The sequence below is a fragment of the Pararhizobium sp. genome (assembly GCF_965279435.1).
Taxonomy (GTDB): Bacteria; Pseudomonadota; Alphaproteobacteria; order Rhizobiales; family Rhizobiaceae; genus Pararhizobium.
Window position 1 is genome coordinate 1,874,427 of sequence record NZ_CBDIHY010000003.1, and the last position, 14,035, is coordinate 1,888,461.

Below are 14,035 nucleotides of genomic sequence, written 5' to 3' on the forward strand. Positions count from 1 at the left end.
ATTCCCGTAACTGGCGTTGTGTCGCAGTGACAGGCGGTCGCAGCTATGGCAATGAGCCGGGATGAAAACCCTGCGGCTTGTCTTGAGAGATGGAGTGTCGGCCGGCGCGATTGCCGTGCTGTTCGCTGCTATGCTCTTGATGCAGGGGCTTCTCTCCGGTGTTGCGCATGGAACGATGGCAAGTGCTGCCGTCGATCCGTTCAACATCCTCTGCATTGGACATCAGGACGGGCCGCAGCAGAGCTTGCCGGACGGCGGGCCGTCCAAGGCAGCGCGCGACCTCTGCGGCACGCTGTGCCAGCTGGCGGCTGGCTATACGCCCGCCTTGCCCGGCCGTTCGATCGATATCGTCACTCCCGTTTCCGGCGTCGTGGCTGACGTCTACTTCGCCGCAAAGCCTGTGCCACGGGTTGTTCTTCGCAGTTTCTTCGCTGAAGCCAGGGCGCCTCCGTCCATCTCCGCATGACGTTTTGAATTATGGCCGCTCGCGAGGCGGCGGCCGCTATCTTTGCTCATCTGGAGATACCCATGTCCGATTTCACCATCGGCCGCGCCGACGCCGCTGTTGCGGTGCGTTCGCCGTCCGACCTTTACCGCGCCGTCTGGCGTTGGCATTTCTATGCGGGCCTTCTGGTCCTGCCCTTTCTGATCACGCTGGCCGTCACTGGCGCGCTCTACCTGTTCCGCGACGAGATCGATGGTCTTGTTTACGCGGACTTGAAACGGGTCGAGGTTCAGGAGAACACCGTCACAGCCGCACCCTCGGCGATGGTCGCAGCAGCGCTGGCCGCCTATCCCGGCAAGGCGGTCAAATATACCGACCCGCCTTCGCCGGTGGATTCGGTCGAGATCACCGTCAATTCGTCAACGGCCGGAAAACTGGCTGTTTACGTCAATCCCTATGACGGCAAGGTGCTGGGCGCGCTTCCTGATCGCGGCACCATCATGTGGACCATCCGCACGCTGCACAGCCTCAAATATTTCGGCTCGTTTGCGCGGTCGCTGATCGAGATCGCCGCAGGTTGGTCGGTGCTTCTGGTCGCCACCGGCATCTACCTCTGGTGGCCGCGCAGCCAGACGGGCGGGGTGCTCCGTGTGCGCGGCACGCCGAAACGGCGGGTGTTCTGGCGCGACACCCATGCGGTCAGCGGCATTTTCGTCGGCTTCTTCATCGTCTTTCTGGCGGTGACAGGCATGCCTTGGTCCGGCGTCTGGGGCGAGAAGGTCAATGAATGGGCCAATGGCAGCAATTTCGGCTATCCGGCCGGCGTGCGCACTGGCGTGCCGATGTCCGGCGAGCATCTCGATCATGTTGCCAAGACGACGTGGTCGCTGGAGCAGGCACAGGTGCCGGAATCAACTGGGCAGGGCGCCACGCCGATCGGTCTCGATCAGGCCGTTGCCACTTTCGACGGACTCGGCCTGCACCACGGCTATGCCGTCAATATTCCGGCGACGGCGAAAGGTGTTTATACCGGTTCCGTCTATCCGGACGATGTTGCGCAGCAGCGGGTGGTGCATCTCGACCAGTATAGCGGCAAGCCGCTGATCGACATGAGCTATGCGGATTACGGCCCGGTCGGCCGGGCGCTGGAATGGGGCATCAACGTTCATATGGGCCAGCAATTCGGGCTCGCCAACCAGCTGGGGCTGCTTGCTGCCTGCCTCGCCATCGTGCTTTTGGCGGTGTCGGCCGGTATCATGTGGTGGAAGCGCCGGCCAAAAGGCTCGCTGGGCGTGCCGCCAATGCCTTCGGACAAGCGGGTATTTCGCGGCCTGATCGCGCTCCTGGCCATCGGCGGCATCATCTTTCCGCTGGTCGGTCTCTCACTGGTGGTGATGCTGGTGCTGGACTGGAGCTATCCGCACTTCCGGCGGGCGATCCGGTTCGCTTGAACGGGCGCTGAATGCTGACGAACTGCAATCTCTGTAGGGCGGCTCCTAATTTTCTCCGTCATGCTCGCCCTCGTGGCGGGCATCCAGCCAGCTCAAGTCCTTGAGCTGAAAAAAGTCTTTTGACCCAACGGACGTCGGGTCGCTGGATCCCCACAACAAGGGCGAGGATGACGGAGAATGGGGTGAAGCTTTCGTCAAATATCGGCTTCAGGGTTCGTCAGTAGTCTGAACGCCCCGGCCGTTCGTCGGCCGGGGCGATAACAATCAGATCTTCTTGGTCTTGGTAAAGTCCGAGGCGTCGATGACGCCGTCGCCATTGGTGTCGCGGCGCTTGAACATCGCGTCGGCCCGCGCTGTCACTTCGGCCAGGCTGAGCGAGCCGTTTTTGTCGGTATCGGCGCGCTTGAAGCCCTTATGCCGGATGCCGGGCAGCATCGGTCGTGCTTCCCTGAGCTTTTCCATCGCAGCAGTCTTGTCAGCGCCGGTCTTTTCCTTGGCAGTCCGCCATTCCTGGCCGTGAGCCTTGCGCTGCGCCTTGATTTCCTCGCGGGTAACCTGGCCGTTGCCATCCGCATCGAAAGTCTTGAAGGCTGCTGCCGTGCCGGCATGAAACTCGTCCAGCGAGACCTTGTTGTCGCCGTTGGTATCGAAACGCTTGATCATCCATTCGCTCCGCTGCTCCGGCGTCGGCTTTTGCTTGGCGGCGAAGGTGGGGGCTACAAAGCCGGTGAGCACGAGGCTGGCGGCGACGGCTCCGAGAATCAAAGTGTTCTTGCGCATGTCGAAATCCTTTCAGTGATCATTGTCCCTGAGTGGAAGATAGACAGCCTGACGCGGATCGCCAGTTAAACTTTGGTAATTTAAACCTTTGACAGGAAAGGGGTTTTTCCATGTCGAAACTGTGTTCCGAAGGCCGATGTCAGCCCTCGGACAGAAGCCGGTTGAGGAAGCCTGTCAGGTCTTCAGTGACGTAATCGACCTGTGCTGCTCCGTCCTCCGTCTTTTCCCAGGCTTCGGCAAACTCGTATTCGAAATTGCGCGGCACCAGGAGAACCGTCTTCATGCCCAGCGTCTTCGGCACCACCAGATTGCGTGGCAGGTCCTCGAACATGGCTGCATGCTTGGTGTCGACCCGGTGCAGGCTCATGAACTTGTGATAGGTATCACCGGCGGGCTTGGGCACATATTCGGCGGCGACGATATCGAAAATATCGTCGAAATGATCGAGGATACCGAGCGCACGCGCCGTCATCTCGGCATGCTTGACGCTGCCATTGGTGAAGATGAACTTGCGGCCCGGCAGCGCTTTGATGGCTTCGCCAAGCGCCGGATCGGCCGGAACGACGGAATAGTCGATTGCATGCGCCTTCTGCAGAAATTCGTTGGGATCAATGCCGTGGTGGATCATCAGGCCCTGCAGGGTGGTGCCGTGATCGCGATAATATTCCTTCTGCAACGCCTTGGCCGCCACTGGGTCCAGCGTCAGCAAAGCTGCGACATAGGCCGTCATGTTGCGGTCGATCTGCGAGAACAGATTGACGTGATGCGGATAAAGCGTGTTGTCGAGATCGAACACCCAATCGGTGACATGGGCGAAATCGGCTTGGGTCGGCAGGCGGTCGAGCTGGGTCATGGGCGCGTTATGCCATGGGTCGCAGCGGAGGCAAATGGGAAATATGCGCACACGGCCAGGCCAGGCGGGCGGCAAAGGCGATTTCCTCGTCAACGGCCATTTCGACGGCCCGCTGCCAGGCCGCTACCGGTGTTGTTGCGTAAGCGCGACAAGTGAAGGTTTACCGTTGGGCGGTGATGGATTCCGGCGCTGCGGCATGCTAGCCCGCAAAGATGCAAACCTGGATCGTCATCACCATCGCGGCTGCCTTCCTGCAGAACATCCGCTCCGCCATGCAAAAACACCTGAAGGGCGTGATGGGCACGACCGGGGCGACCTTCGTGCGCTTTGGTTACGGCGTACCGTTCGCGCTGATCTATCTGGCGGTCCTCTGGCGCGGGTTCGACCGGCCGCTGCCGGTTCCGGATGCGCATTTCTTCCTCTGGGCGGTGATCGGCGGGCTGTCGCAGATCGCCGCGACCTTCCTGCTCGTACACCTGTTTTCCTTCCGCAACTTTGCCGTCGGTACCGCCTATTCGCGCACCGAGCCGGCGCAGGCGGCGCTGTTTGCGCTGATCTTTCTCGGTGAGGCCGCAAGCCGGGGAACGCTGGTCGCCATCGCCATCTCCGTTGTCGGCGTGATGATCATTTCGGTGGCAAGGACGCCGCTCAGCGTCAAGTCTCTGGTGACGTCGGTATTCACCCAGACGGCGGGCATTGGGCTCTTGTCGGGCACGTTCTTTGGCCTCTCGGCCGTCTCCTACCGCTCGGCCTCGCTGGCGCTCGCTCCCAGTCTGCCTGAGTCGGATTTCGTCATGCAGGCGAGTTTTACGCTCGGCTTCGTCATCCTGTTGCAGACGGTGACGATGCTGGTCTGGATCCTGATGCGCGAGCCGGACGAGTTGAAACGGGTGGTCAAGGCCTGGCGGCCGGGCCTGCTGGTCGGCTTTGCCGGAGCCTCGGCCTCCTTCGGCTGGTTCATGGCGATGACGCTGCAGCAGGCGGCCATCGTCAAGGTGGTGGCACAGGTGGAAATGCTGTTCACCTTTGCGTCCGCCGTGTTCATCTTCCGCGAATGGATCAACAAGCTGGAGGTTCTCGGCTGCCTGCTGATCGTGCTTGGCGTGGTGATGCTGCTGATCCTTTAAAGAATAGGCGCCCGATTTTCGGCGGCGCGTAAAATGCTGCGGTGGTAAAAGGGATCATGCTGTTTGATCTCCCCCCTGAAGACACCCTCTATGACGCGCTTTTGTCGCGCAGCACCGACTATGAAGGCTCGGCCTTCGTCTGTGTCAAAACCACCGGCATCTTCTGCCGCCTCTCGTGCCCGGCGCGAAAGCCCCGGCGGGAGAACACCATCTTCGTCGATTCGATCGGCACCTGTCTGGACGCGGGTTTTCGGCCCTGCCTGCGCTGCCGCCCGCTGGAAACGGCTGGCGGCAAGGACGCGATCGTTGACGGCCTGATGCAGGCGCTCGACGCCGATCCGGAACGGCGCTGGACGGAGACCGATCTGATCCGGCGCGGCTATGATCCTTCGACCGTGCGCCGGGCCTTCAAGCGTCATCTCGGCATCACCTTCCTCGATCTCGCCCGGCATCGCAGGCTCGGGGCGGCGGCGCGGCATCTGGCCGAAGGTGGCCGCGTCATCGATGCGCAAATGGAGGCGGGCTACGAATCGCCAAGCGGCTTTCGCGCCGCCTTCGCCCGGCTGATCGGCGGAGCACCGGCGATGTCGCAGGGCCGGACGCTGCTTTATGCCGACTGGATGGAAACGCCGCTTGGGCCGATGGTCGCGGTGGCCGACGAGACACGCCTGCATCTGCTGGAGTTTCACGACCGCAAGGGGCTGCCGGCCGAGATGGAAAAGCTGAAACAGAACACGCGCTCTTCCGTTGCACCGGGAAAGACGCCGCCGATCGCGCAGATCGAAACTGAGCTTTCGGACTATTTCGCTGGAAAGCCAGGCGCGTTCAAGACGCCGCTGGCTCTGAACGGGACGGCGTTCGAGAAGCAGGTCTGGGCAAGGCTGCAGGATATTCCGCCGGGCGAGACACTATCCTATGGTGATATTGCCTGCGAAGTGGATAGGATGAAGGCCGTCCGGGCGGTTGCCAAGGCCAATGGCGCCAACCAGATTTCGATTGTCATTCCCTGCCACCGCTGCATTGGTTCAGACGGTTCGCTGACGGGATATGGCGGCGGCATCTGGCGCAAGCAGTGGCTTTTGCGGCATGAAGGCAGGATGAGGCCCACAGGATTGTTTTCGGAGGAAAGACGATGAACCAGACGGACAAGGCAAAGGCCTTCAAGGAACTGCACCGCAAGGGCGATCCGGTGGTGCTCTACAATATCTGGGATGCGGGCACGGCAAAGGCCGTGGCGGCCTCCGGAGCCAAGGCATTGGCAACCGGAAGCTGGTCGGTCGCTGATGCCAACGGTTATGGCGACGGCCAGCAAATCCCGATGCAGCAGCTCGTCGATATTGCCCGCAGCATCGTTGCTGCCACTGATCTGCCGGTGTCGATCGATTTCGAGGGTGGCTACGCCGAAGATGCTGACGTCACCGCTGAGAATGTCGGCCATGTCATCGATACCGGCGCCGTCGGCATCAATTTTGAGGATCAGGTGGTCGGCGGTAGCGGGCTGCACACGCTTGAGGCGCAGGCCGCGCGGACCAAGGCGATCCGGGCCAAGGCCGACGAAAAGGGCATTCCCTTCTTCATCAATGCCCGTACCGACCTTTTCCTAAAACTCTCCGATCCTGTACGGCATGCACCGCTGGTCGACGAGGCGATCGAGCGGGCGGCGGCATACGCCGAGGCTGGCGCCAGCGGCTTCTTCGTGCCGGGATTATCGAACCCGGACCTGATCGGACGGGTCTGCGAGGCGGTGGCGCTGCCGGTCAACATCATGATGCGGCCGGGCATGGATGTGAAAGCGCTGGCCGGACTGGGTGTGGCGCGGATCAGCTATGGGCCGGGGCCCTACCGGGCGATGATAGAGTGGCTGAAAGGTGAGGCGAGCGGGATTTATCAGGCGCGCTGAGGGGCTTGGGCTTTGCGGAGCGCGCCGTGCATCGGTTTTGGGAGCAGCGCCCCCCACTCCCGTCATCCTCGCCCGCGTGGCGGGGATCCAGTAGCGGCGCGTCTGCGCCGCTGAAAGACTTCTTTCACGCGACGGACGTCGCGTGGCTGGATTCCTGTGACAGGCACAGGAATTGTCTGTGACTTTCGTGCTTTACTGCTCTTGAGGTTGGCGATGCGATCCCCGGGATGGCCATCCCGGGGATCGCCGCGGCAGGCGCCCGTACAGGAATAGGTCCTTGCGACCGCCGTCATCAGGGGACACTGCCGCTCCAGCCTCGCATCGCTTGCTGACTTGAATGGGCCATCGCGACGATGCGCCCGCAGACAATGCAAAGCATGGAGCATCATGATGACAGACGATGACAAAATCCAGTCCGTTCTCGGTCTCGACGTGTCCTGTGACAGCGTCACCCTGTTCGACAGCCTGACTGGCCACCCCCTGACGATCGGCAATACCCGCGACGCCCTGCATTCTGCCCTTCAGGCCTATGGCGGACGGACAGACATTCTGGCGGTCTGCGAGGCAACCGGGGGATATGAGGACCAGGTACTTGCCGTGCTGATGGCGCTTGGAATTTCCGCCCACCGCGCCGACGCCGCCAAGGTCAAGGCCTATATCCGTTCCTTCGGCAAGCGGGCCAAGACGGATGCCATCGATGCGCGCTGGCTGGCGCAGTATGGCCTCGACCGCAGTCAAACCCTGGTCCGCTGGCAGCCGCCGCAGGCCAGCCAGAGCCAGGTGCGGCTGTTGAGTGCCCGCCGCACCGATCTCGTTGCCATGCGGGTTCAGGAAAAAAACCGGCTCAAGGCGCCCCGCAGTGCCATGATCGCAGCCGATATCGAAGACCATATCGCCGAGCTCGACCGACGCATTGCTCTCATCGAGGCGCAGATCGAAACTCTCATCCGCGATGACACCGGGCTGCGGCGCCGTGAAAAGGCTTTGCGCTCCGTGCCCGGCATCGGCGCCACCATCGCAGCACTTCTGATCGCCGCCATGCCAGAACTCGGCAGCATCAACCGCCGGCAGGCGGCCAGTCTGGCCGGATGCGCGCCGCATCCCAGAGACAGTGGAAAGCTGAATGGCTATCGGGCAGTTTGCGGCGGACGCCGGCATCTCCGGCCAGCACTGTTCATCGCAGCCCTCACTGCCATCCGTGGCGACAACCCGCTCGCCACCGCATACAAGGCCTTCCTGTCCGCCGGAAAACCAAAGCGCCTGGCGCTCGGCGCCATCATGCGGAAGATCATCACTATCGCAAATGCAAGAATACGTGACGCCCAAGCGGCCCCCGACAACTGACTTGATGACGGAAGTGGGGGCTGCGATCCGTCACTTCGACGGCGCCTGCCGGGCCAAAAACGGCGGCTTTCGGCGAACTTAGTCGACCTATCTGCCGCCCCTCACGGAACAATCAGCGTTCCCGCACCATGCTCGGTAAAGATCTCCAACAGCACCGAATGTGCCGTCTTACCGTTCAGAATGACGACGCCTTCGACCCCGCGGGAAAGCGCTTCGATGCAGGTTTCGACCTTGGGGATCATGCCGCCGGAAATCGTGCCGTCCTTGATCAAGGCATGGGCTTCCGCGACCGAGAGTTCCTTGATCAGTTCGCCCTTCTTGTCGAGCACGCCGGGAACGTCGGTAAGGAACAGCAGGCGGGTTGCGTTCAGTGCACCGGCAATGGCGCCAGCAAAAGTGTCGGCGTTGATGTTGTAGGTGGCGCCGTCACGGCCGGGGGCGACCGGGGCAATGACCGGGATCATTTCGGACTTGGCGAGAAGATCCAGCAGGGTGCGGTCGACTTCCGTCACTTCGCCGACGAAGCCGAGGTCGAGCACACGTTCGATGTTGCTGTCGGGATCGATGACGGTCTTGCGGGCCTTCTGGGCAAAGACCATGTTGCCGTCCTTGCCGCAAAGGCCGATCGCCCATTCGCCGGTCTGGTTGATCAGCGCGACGATTTCCTTGTTGATCGAGCCGGCCAGAACCATCTCGACGATCTCGACGGTCTTCTGGTCGGTGACGCGCAGACCGCCTTCGAATTTCGATTCGATGCCCATTTTCGTCAGCATCGCGCCGATCTGCGGGCCGCCGCCGTGCACGACGATCGGGTTGACGCCAGACTGTTTCAAAAGCGCGATATCGGCGGCAAAGGCCTTGCCAAGCTCGGCATTGCCCATGGCGTGGCCGCCATATTTGACGACGATCGTCTTGTTCTCGTAGCGCTGCATATAGGGCAGCGCCTTGGCGAGAAGATTTGCCTGGATTTCGCTTTCGGATGCGGACATGGAAATACCTCGAAATTAGCCGGGTGCTGTTTAGCGCAAGTTTCCCCTGGAGGGAATGATCCGGGGCAAAGATAAAGCCGGTGTGACATAGGTTGCTGCAACCGTTTTAATCTCGTGCAACTCCCCTTTTTATCCCCAGCCTTGTGCTCTATGTTCGCGATTGAGGACGAGGACCGGAGTATCAATGACCACAGACGACATCTCCACGCTGATCGGCCGGGTCTCGCTCAGGGACCGCGCGGCGTTCTCCGCTCTTTACCGGCAAACAAGCCCGAAACTTTTTGCCATTTGCGTCCGTATCTTGAGAGACCGGACGGAAGCGGAAGAAGCCTTGCAGGAAATCTACATCAAGATATGGCAGCGGGCGGACCGTTATGCCAGCGGCGACACCAATCCGATGTCCTGGCTTTCGGCGATTGCGCGCAATCATGCGATCGATCACCTGCGGGCGCGAAAGCCGGTGGCAAACACGATTGACGAGGCTTATGATCTGGCAGATTCTGCGCCAGACCCGGAAAAAACCGCCATCAATACGGCGGAGGGCCGGCGGATCGACAATTGCATGAATGAACTCGAGGCAGACCGCGCCGATGCCGTGCGCAAGGCCTATGTCGAGGGATTGAGCTACCAGGAACTGGCCGAACTTTTCGGCACGCCGCTGAACACGATGCGAACATGGCTGCGCCGCAGCCTGTTGAAACTCAGAGAGTGCATGGAGCGATGACCACACAGAACCCCGAAAGCGGAGATTCCCGTCGCGACCAGGTGATTGCGGGCGAGTATGTGCTGGGTGTTCTGTCTGCCGACGATCGCCGAAAGGTCGAGGCGCGTATCGTTCTCGATGGTGCGTTTGCGGCCATGGTCAATCACTGGCAGAGCAATCTCACCTCTTTCAACGATGCTTATGAGCCCATTACTCCGCCGCCGCAGGTGCTGGTCGCCGTCGAGCGCCGCCTGTTTGCTGAGCAGGCGAGACCAGTTGTTGCCGCAGGCGGGTTCTGGAATTCGCTGGCGCTCTGGCGTGTGCTGACGCTGACATCGGTGGCGGGTCTTGTCACCGTTGCGACATTCTCTTCCGGCATCTTGACGCCCGTTAGCCAGACAAAGCCGCTGGTGGCTGAACTGACTGGCGATGCCAGCACGACGATCAATCTTCTGGCACAATATGATGCTGGCAACGGCGCGCTGAAAATAACGCCGGTGGCTGCAAAGCAGGCGGAAGCCAAGTCGCTGGAACTCTGGTTGATCGAGGGCGACAATCCGGCCAGGTCGCTGGGCATCCTGCCGCAGACAGGCGAAGGCGAGATCATCATTCCGCCGGAGCTGCGCTCGAAATTCGGCGAAGGCGTCACGCTCGCCGTCAGCGTCGAGCCCTTCGGCGGCTCGCCGACCGGCACGGCAACCGGCCCGGTGGTTGCCGTTGGCAAGACACGCCTGCCTTAACCTTCACCGTCCACTGTAAGTCTAATCTTACTTAATGCTGATTAAGTTGTTTTCTGACCATTTTGCAGATCACTTGGGAAACCATGCAATTGCCAAACCCTCCGTCATTCCTGTGCTCGTCACAGGAATCCAGCCAGTTCAAGTCCTTGAGCTGAAAGAGTCTTTTGACCCGACAGACGTCGGGTCACTGGATCCCCGCCACAAGGGCACTGCTGTCCGGTTTAAAATCCCAACCCGCTCAAGGTCATCTGTCCTGTGTCGTTTGATGGGCTGGGTGGTGGCTTTGTGAGGCTGTCGGTTCGGCGGCGATGCATGAGATTGGCGCGCACGAGGCGGGCGAAGGCGAGCGGACTCTGGACGTTTGTCTGATCGGCCTGGGCCATGCGCAACAGCAGATAGGCGATGAGGGCGGCGGCAATCTGGATACGGACCGCGTTCTCGCTATTGCCGAGAAAATGCCGGATCTTTAGCGTCTGCTTGACCCAGCGGAAGAACAGTTCGATCGCCCAACGGCGCTTGTAGAGATCGGCGATCTCGTCCGCTGGCGCATCGAGATCGTTGGTGAGCAACCGCAAAACCTTGCCTGTTTGTGTCCTGACACTGATCTCGCGCACGGGATCGCCAAACGGGTTCTTGCGGTTTTTCGCCTGGCGGGCTGGCAACAGGCCGATGCGGTCGGACAGGATGGTGCCGTTGCTGTTGAGCGGTTGTTCGCGCGTTACGGCCAGCGGCGTATGCGACTTGAACCGCGTGACGATCCGGCATCCGGCCTTGTCCATTCTGGCCCACCAGCCGAAATCATAATAGCCGAGATCGAAGACATAGGTGGCGCCCGCTTCGATCGGCATGACCTTGGCTGCGGTGATGTCATTGACATTGGCAGGCGTCACCGCCGCGTAGATCGGCCGTTCGGCCAGCGCATCATAGACGATATGGACCTTGGCACCGCAGGCCTGATGGGAAAACCGCGCCCAGTCGCTTCCCGCTCCACTCAGGCGGACCCCAGTCGCGTCGATCAGATAGGTGGCCTCACCGGCCGCCCGGCGCAGGCCGCGTCCTGCCCTTGCCACCAGTTCAGCAAACAGGCCGGCAAACACCGCGCTTGAACGCTTCGCATTGGCGTCGGCAAGCGTCGAGCGCGAGGCCGGACGCGCACCGAGATGGTAAAGACGCGCCGCATGACTTTCCAAACCGCCGGCGATCTCGCGCAAACTCACCGCACCGGCCAATTGGCCGTACAAAAGGGCGATCAACTGTGTCCGCGTCGAGAGCCGCCGAACATGTTTGTCGGCCCCATGTTCCTCCACAAGCCTGTCAAAAGCCGACCATGGAACGCGCTTCAAAAGATCATGAAAGACGCTATTGTGATGCCGCACGGGGTTGCTCCTCCTTCGTGTTCGAGATCGTCGCCAAACGCTCGAATACGAGTAGAATCAACACCGTGCACCATGTCTACAAAATTTAAACCGGACAGCAGTGCCACAAGGGCGAGGATGACGAAGAATGGGGTGCCGCTCTCGCGAGATAATCGTATTCACGGTTTGTAAGCAGGTCACTTGCTGCGCTTGAAAGAGTGCAGCATTTTTGTCTGTAGACGATCGTACTTGTCATAAAAACATAGAAAATCAAATATTTGGGGAAACGTGAATTTTCCTGAAACTCTTTCGGACACCCTTCCGTTCCTTGTTTTGTCCTCTGCGCAGAGAACACGAATTCCAGAAAAATTGGGAGAGGCCCGCCTTCGCGGGTCCGCGAGATCAACAGGAAGGAATAGAAATGTTCAAGTCCATGCTGCGCACGGTCACCGTCGCTTCGATACTGGCCGCCGGCACTTTTGCAGCTCATGCTGAAAATCCGATGGTCGGCGGCGCGCCGATGTATGCCAACAAGAACATCGTCGAAAACGCCGTCAATTCCAAGGATCACACGACGCTGGTTGCCGCCGTCAAAGCTGCCGGTCTCGTCGAAACCCTTCAGGGCAAAGGCCCGTTCACGGTTTTCGCACCGACCAACGAAGCATTCGCAGCCCTGCCGGCCGGTACGGTCGACACACTCCTGAAGCCTGAAAACAAGGCGATGCTCACCAAGGTCCTGACCTGCCATGTCGTCGCGGCAGACGCGATGGCGGCGACAATTGCCAAGATGGTCAAGGACGACGGCGGCACCCATGACGTCAAGACGGTCGGCGGCTGCATTCTGAAGGCCAAGGACAAGGGCGGCAAGATCACCCTGACCGACGAAACCGGCGGTGTGGCACATGTCACCATTGCCGACGTGAAACAGTCGAACGGCGTCATCCACGTGATCGACAAGGTCCTGCTGCCGAAGTCCTGATCCAAGCCCATGTGGTTTGGGGCCCGGATGCATCCTCAACGCATTTTCGGCTCCGGGCCGGGGATCAAGTCCTCTCCGGCCTCAAGGCCACCGGTTTTCACTCTCCGGTGGCCTTTTTAGTTCGTATACAAGCTGTTGCTCACGCGGGATTGATCGGCATTTGTTTTGCAGTTGGATGAGCACCACACTAGCTTTCAGGCGTTGCCGAGGCCATTCGGCAGACGGGAGAGTATCATGACAAGCCGACGCTTCTTTCTTCTTTCCGGAGTAGCCATTGCTGCGACTGCGGCGTTTCGCGGGTTCAGGCCTGAAGCCATCGCTGCCGAGACGTTCGAGGTGACGAAAACCGATGCGGAATGGAAGGCGCTCCTCACCGCCGAGCAGTACCAGATCCTGCGCCACGAAGACACGGAGCGGCCGTTCACCAGCGCGCTCAACACCGAGAAGCGCAAGGGCATGTTCCATTGCGCCGGTTGCGATCTGCCGGTCTATTCATCGGAAACCAAATATGACAGCGGCACGGGCTGGCCAAGCTTCTGGGAATCGTTGCCGAATGCGGTGGGCAAGCGCGAGGATACGTCGCTGTTCATGACCCGCACCGAATGTCATTGCAGCCGGTGCGGCGGCCATCTCGGCCATATCTTCGACGACGGTCCGCGGCCGACCGGCATGCGCCATTGCATCAACGGGATGGCAATGACATTCACGCCCGCATCGGCTGCCTGATCGCTGTTAGAGGGTGCCTGGAGCCGCAGCGGCCGGCTGAGTGTCGGATAGTGCGGCCTGGAGCTTGGCTTCCTGGTCCGGCGACAGCGAGGTTTTCAACACCTTGCCGCGCAAACCGTGAAACTCGGCGAGAACCTTCTCCGGCTGAACCTTGCGGACCAGCACGAACAGCGCCGAGGAGTTGTTGGGAATAGTTTCGCCAAGCGACTTGATGAAGTCGTCATCGATGCCGTAATCGGCAAGCGAACCCGACAGCGCGCCGGTGCCGGCGCCAATCGCACCACCAATGGCGAAGCCGGCAAGCGGATTGAGGAACAACAGACCAACAAGGCCACCCCACAGCGAGCCGCTGAGAAGTCCCGATGTCGCACCGATAGCCGTCAGATTCATGCTCTGCTTCAGATGCACCTTGCCCGTCTCGTCGCGTACGACGACGACGGCGTCCTCGAGGTCGATCAGGTATTCCTTCTTCAGCGTGTTCAGCTTCAGAAGCACCTTGTCGGCTTCTTCGGTGCTGTCAAAACCCACCACAATCAGATCGGACATGTTGTTTTCTCCTTGAACGCTCAACGCATTGGAGGTCGCCGAAAGGCCGCCCCGCGCGTGAACATAGAGCACATGTCCTGTCTGGGTAGTGTGACAG

16 protein-coding genes are annotated in these 14,035 nt (G+C 60.6%); 10 read left to right on the forward strand and 6 right to left on the reverse strand.

Translation table 11 applies throughout. From position 1 onward, the window contains the following. The first annotated feature begins 61 nt into the window (after nucleotides 1–61). Together ACQY8Q_RS14585 and ACQY8Q_RS14590 are read left to right on the forward strand one after the other, a co-directional pair. A complete protein-coding gene (locus ACQY8Q_RS14585) occupies nucleotides 62–466 on the forward strand; it encodes a hypothetical protein (RefSeq protein ID WP_428427229.1) in 405 nt (134 codons plus the stop codon). A 62-nt stretch (nucleotides 467–528) separates the two neighbouring features. Beyond that, entirely contained in the window at nucleotides 529–1,896 is a 1,368-nt protein-coding gene (locus ACQY8Q_RS14590; protein WP_428427230.1) for a PepSY-associated TM helix domain-containing protein, read from the forward strand. A 264-nt stretch (nucleotides 1,897–2,160) separates the two neighbouring features. On the opposite strand, the gene ACQY8Q_RS14595 is transcribed toward ACQY8Q_RS14590, so the two are convergent. Together ACQY8Q_RS14595 and ACQY8Q_RS14600 are read right to left on the reverse strand one after the other, a co-directional pair. Beyond that, nucleotides 2,161–2,676: an EF-hand domain-containing protein gene (locus ACQY8Q_RS14595; RefSeq protein WP_428427231.1), complete on the reverse strand. Its 516-nt coding sequence runs from the start codon at nucleotides 2,674–2,676 to the stop codon at nucleotides 2,161–2,163. A gap of 139 nt (nucleotides 2,677–2,815) precedes the next feature. Next, the gene (locus ACQY8Q_RS14600; RefSeq protein WP_428427232.1) at nucleotides 2,816–3,529 is read right to left on the reverse strand and encodes a pyrimidine 5'-nucleotidase; all 714 of its coding nucleotides are present in this window, start codon (nucleotides 3,527–3,529) and stop codon (nucleotides 2,816–2,818) included. Nucleotides 3,530–3,741: 212 nt separating this feature from the next. Here ACQY8Q_RS14600 and ACQY8Q_RS14605 point away from each other — a divergent pair, with 212 nt between their 5' ends. The 3 genes from ACQY8Q_RS14605 to ACQY8Q_RS14615 are packed head-to-tail and all read left to right on the forward strand — an operon-like array spanning nucleotide 3,742 to nucleotide 6,556. Beyond that, nucleotides 3,742–4,656 carry an EamA family transporter gene (locus ACQY8Q_RS14605; RefSeq protein WP_428427233.1) on the forward strand — a complete coding sequence of 305 codons (915 nt, stop codon included), beginning with the start codon at nucleotides 3,742–3,744 and terminating at the stop codon, nucleotides 4,654–4,656. Between the two features lie 56 nt (nucleotides 4,657–4,712). Beyond that, on the forward strand, nucleotides 4,713–5,792 hold the full coding sequence (locus tag ACQY8Q_RS14610) for a bifunctional transcriptional activator/DNA repair enzyme AdaA (RefSeq protein ID WP_428427234.1): 1,080 nt from the start codon (nucleotides 4,713–4,715) through the stop codon (nucleotides 5,790–5,792). Beyond that, complete coding sequence (locus tag ACQY8Q_RS14615) at nucleotides 5,789–6,556, forward strand: isocitrate lyase/PEP mutase family protein (protein ID WP_428427235.1); 768 nt, start codon at nucleotides 5,789–5,791, stop codon at nucleotides 6,554–6,556. The genes ACQY8Q_RS14610 and ACQY8Q_RS14615 overlap by 4 nt, the downstream gene beginning before the upstream one ends. A 292-nt stretch (nucleotides 6,557–6,848) precedes the next feature. Here ACQY8Q_RS14615 and ACQY8Q_RS14620 read toward each other — a convergent pair whose 3' ends face one another. Then, complete coding sequence (locus ACQY8Q_RS14620) at nucleotides 6,849–6,935, reverse strand: DUF2180 family protein (RefSeq protein ID WP_113313656.1); 87 nt, start codon at nucleotides 6,933–6,935, stop codon at nucleotides 6,849–6,851. Between the two features lie 8 nt (nucleotides 6,936–6,943). On the opposite strand from ACQY8Q_RS14620, the gene ACQY8Q_RS14625 reads away from it, so the two are divergent. Next, on the forward strand, nucleotides 6,944–7,900 hold the full coding sequence (locus ACQY8Q_RS14625; protein WP_428423744.1) for an IS110 family transposase: 957 nt from the start codon (nucleotides 6,944–6,946) through the stop codon (nucleotides 7,898–7,900). A 101-nt stretch (nucleotides 7,901–8,001) separates the two neighbouring features. Here the strand turns inward: ACQY8Q_RS14625 and argB are convergent, their stop codons facing one another. After that, nucleotides 8,002–8,889, reverse strand: a complete 888-nt coding sequence (gene argB / locus ACQY8Q_RS14630; protein WP_426124084.1) for an acetylglutamate kinase — start codon at nucleotides 8,887–8,889, stop codon at nucleotides 8,002–8,004. Nucleotides 8,890–9,073: 184 nt separating this feature from the next. Between argB and ACQY8Q_RS14635 the strand changes: the two genes are divergently transcribed. Further along, the gene (locus ACQY8Q_RS14635) at nucleotides 9,074–9,613 is read left to right on the forward strand and encodes a sigma-70 family RNA polymerase sigma factor (RefSeq protein ID WP_318414359.1); all 540 of its coding nucleotides are present in this window, start codon (nucleotides 9,074–9,076) and stop codon (nucleotides 9,611–9,613) included. Next, nucleotides 9,610–10,332, forward strand: a complete 723-nt coding sequence (locus tag ACQY8Q_RS14640; RefSeq protein ID WP_428427236.1) for an anti-sigma factor — start codon at nucleotides 9,610–9,612, stop codon at nucleotides 10,330–10,332. The genes ACQY8Q_RS14635 and ACQY8Q_RS14640 overlap by 4 nt, the downstream gene beginning before the upstream one ends. A 221-nt stretch (nucleotides 10,333–10,553) precedes the next feature. Here the strand turns inward: ACQY8Q_RS14640 and ACQY8Q_RS14645 are convergent, their stop codons facing one another. Next, a complete protein-coding gene (locus tag ACQY8Q_RS14645; protein WP_428423764.1) occupies nucleotides 10,554–11,708 on the reverse strand; it encodes an IS4 family transposase in 1,155 nt (384 codons plus the stop codon). A gap of 400 nt (nucleotides 11,709–12,108) precedes the next feature. Between ACQY8Q_RS14645 and ACQY8Q_RS14650 the strand changes: the two genes are divergently transcribed. Further along, nucleotides 12,109–12,666, forward strand: coding sequence for a fasciclin domain-containing protein (locus tag ACQY8Q_RS14650; RefSeq protein WP_428427237.1), 558 nt, complete (start codon nucleotides 12,109–12,111; stop codon nucleotides 12,664–12,666). Nucleotides 12,667–12,900: 234 nt separating this feature from the next. Continuing rightward, the gene (gene msrB, locus ACQY8Q_RS14655; RefSeq protein WP_428427238.1) at nucleotides 12,901–13,392 is read left to right on the forward strand and encodes a peptide-methionine (R)-S-oxide reductase MsrB; all 492 of its coding nucleotides are present in this window, start codon (nucleotides 12,901–12,903) and stop codon (nucleotides 13,390–13,392) included. A 6-nt stretch (nucleotides 13,393–13,398) separates the two neighbouring features. Here the strand turns inward: msrB and ACQY8Q_RS14660 are convergent, their stop codons facing one another. After that, on the reverse strand, nucleotides 13,399–13,938 hold the full coding sequence (locus tag ACQY8Q_RS14660; RefSeq protein ID WP_428427239.1) for a DUF1269 domain-containing protein: 540 nt from the start codon (nucleotides 13,936–13,938) through the stop codon (nucleotides 13,399–13,401). Nucleotides 13,939–14,035: the final 97 nt, after the last annotated feature.

What these genes read in the sequence shown, in the direction of transcription:
- ACQY8Q_RS14585 (WP_428427229.1), top strand. Translation starts at nt 62, where the DNA reads ATGAAAACCCTGCGGCTTGTCTTGAGAGATGGAGTGTCGGCCGGCGCG.
- ACQY8Q_RS14590 (WP_428427230.1), top strand. Translation starts at nt 529, where the DNA reads ATGTCCGATTTCACCATCGGCCGCGCCGACGCCGCTGTTGCGGTGCGT.
- ACQY8Q_RS14595 (WP_428427231.1), bottom strand. Translation starts at nt 2,676, where the DNA reads ATGCGCAAGAACACTTTGATTCTCGGAGCCGTCGCCGCCAGCCTCGTG.
- ACQY8Q_RS14600 (WP_428427232.1), bottom strand. Translation starts at nt 3,529, where the DNA reads ATGACCCAGCTCGACCGCCTGCCGACCCAAGCCGATTTCGCCCATGTC.
- ACQY8Q_RS14605 (WP_428427233.1), top strand. Translation starts at nt 3,742, where the DNA reads ATGCAAACCTGGATCGTCATCACCATCGCGGCTGCCTTCCTGCAGAAC.
- ACQY8Q_RS14610 (WP_428427234.1), top strand. Translation starts at nt 4,713, where the DNA reads ATGCTGTTTGATCTCCCCCCTGAAGACACCCTCTATGACGCGCTTTTG.
- ACQY8Q_RS14615 (WP_428427235.1), top strand. Translation starts at nt 5,789, where the DNA reads ATGAACCAGACGGACAAGGCAAAGGCCTTCAAGGAACTGCACCGCAAG.
- ACQY8Q_RS14620 (WP_113313656.1), bottom strand. Translation starts at nt 6,935, where the DNA reads ATGCTTTGCATTGTCTGCGGGCGCATCGTCGCGATGGCCCATTCAAGT.
- ACQY8Q_RS14625 (WP_428423744.1), top strand. Translation starts at nt 6,944, where the DNA reads ATGATGACAGACGATGACAAAATCCAGTCCGTTCTCGGTCTCGACGTG.
- argB (WP_426124084.1), bottom strand. Translation starts at nt 8,889, where the DNA reads ATGTCCGCATCCGAAAGCGAAATCCAGGCAAATCTTCTCGCCAAGGCG.
- ACQY8Q_RS14635 (WP_318414359.1), top strand. Translation starts at nt 9,074, where the DNA reads ATGACCACAGACGACATCTCCACGCTGATCGGCCGGGTCTCGCTCAGG.
- ACQY8Q_RS14640 (WP_428427236.1), top strand. Translation starts at nt 9,610, where the DNA reads ATGACCACACAGAACCCCGAAAGCGGAGATTCCCGTCGCGACCAGGTG.
- ACQY8Q_RS14650 (WP_428427237.1), top strand. Translation starts at nt 12,109, where the DNA reads ATGTTCAAGTCCATGCTGCGCACGGTCACCGTCGCTTCGATACTGGCC.
- msrB (WP_428427238.1), top strand. Translation starts at nt 12,901, where the DNA reads ATGACAAGCCGACGCTTCTTTCTTCTTTCCGGAGTAGCCATTGCTGCG.
- ACQY8Q_RS14660 (WP_428427239.1), bottom strand. Translation starts at nt 13,938, where the DNA reads ATGTCCGATCTGATTGTGGTGGGTTTTGACAGCACCGAAGAAGCCGAC.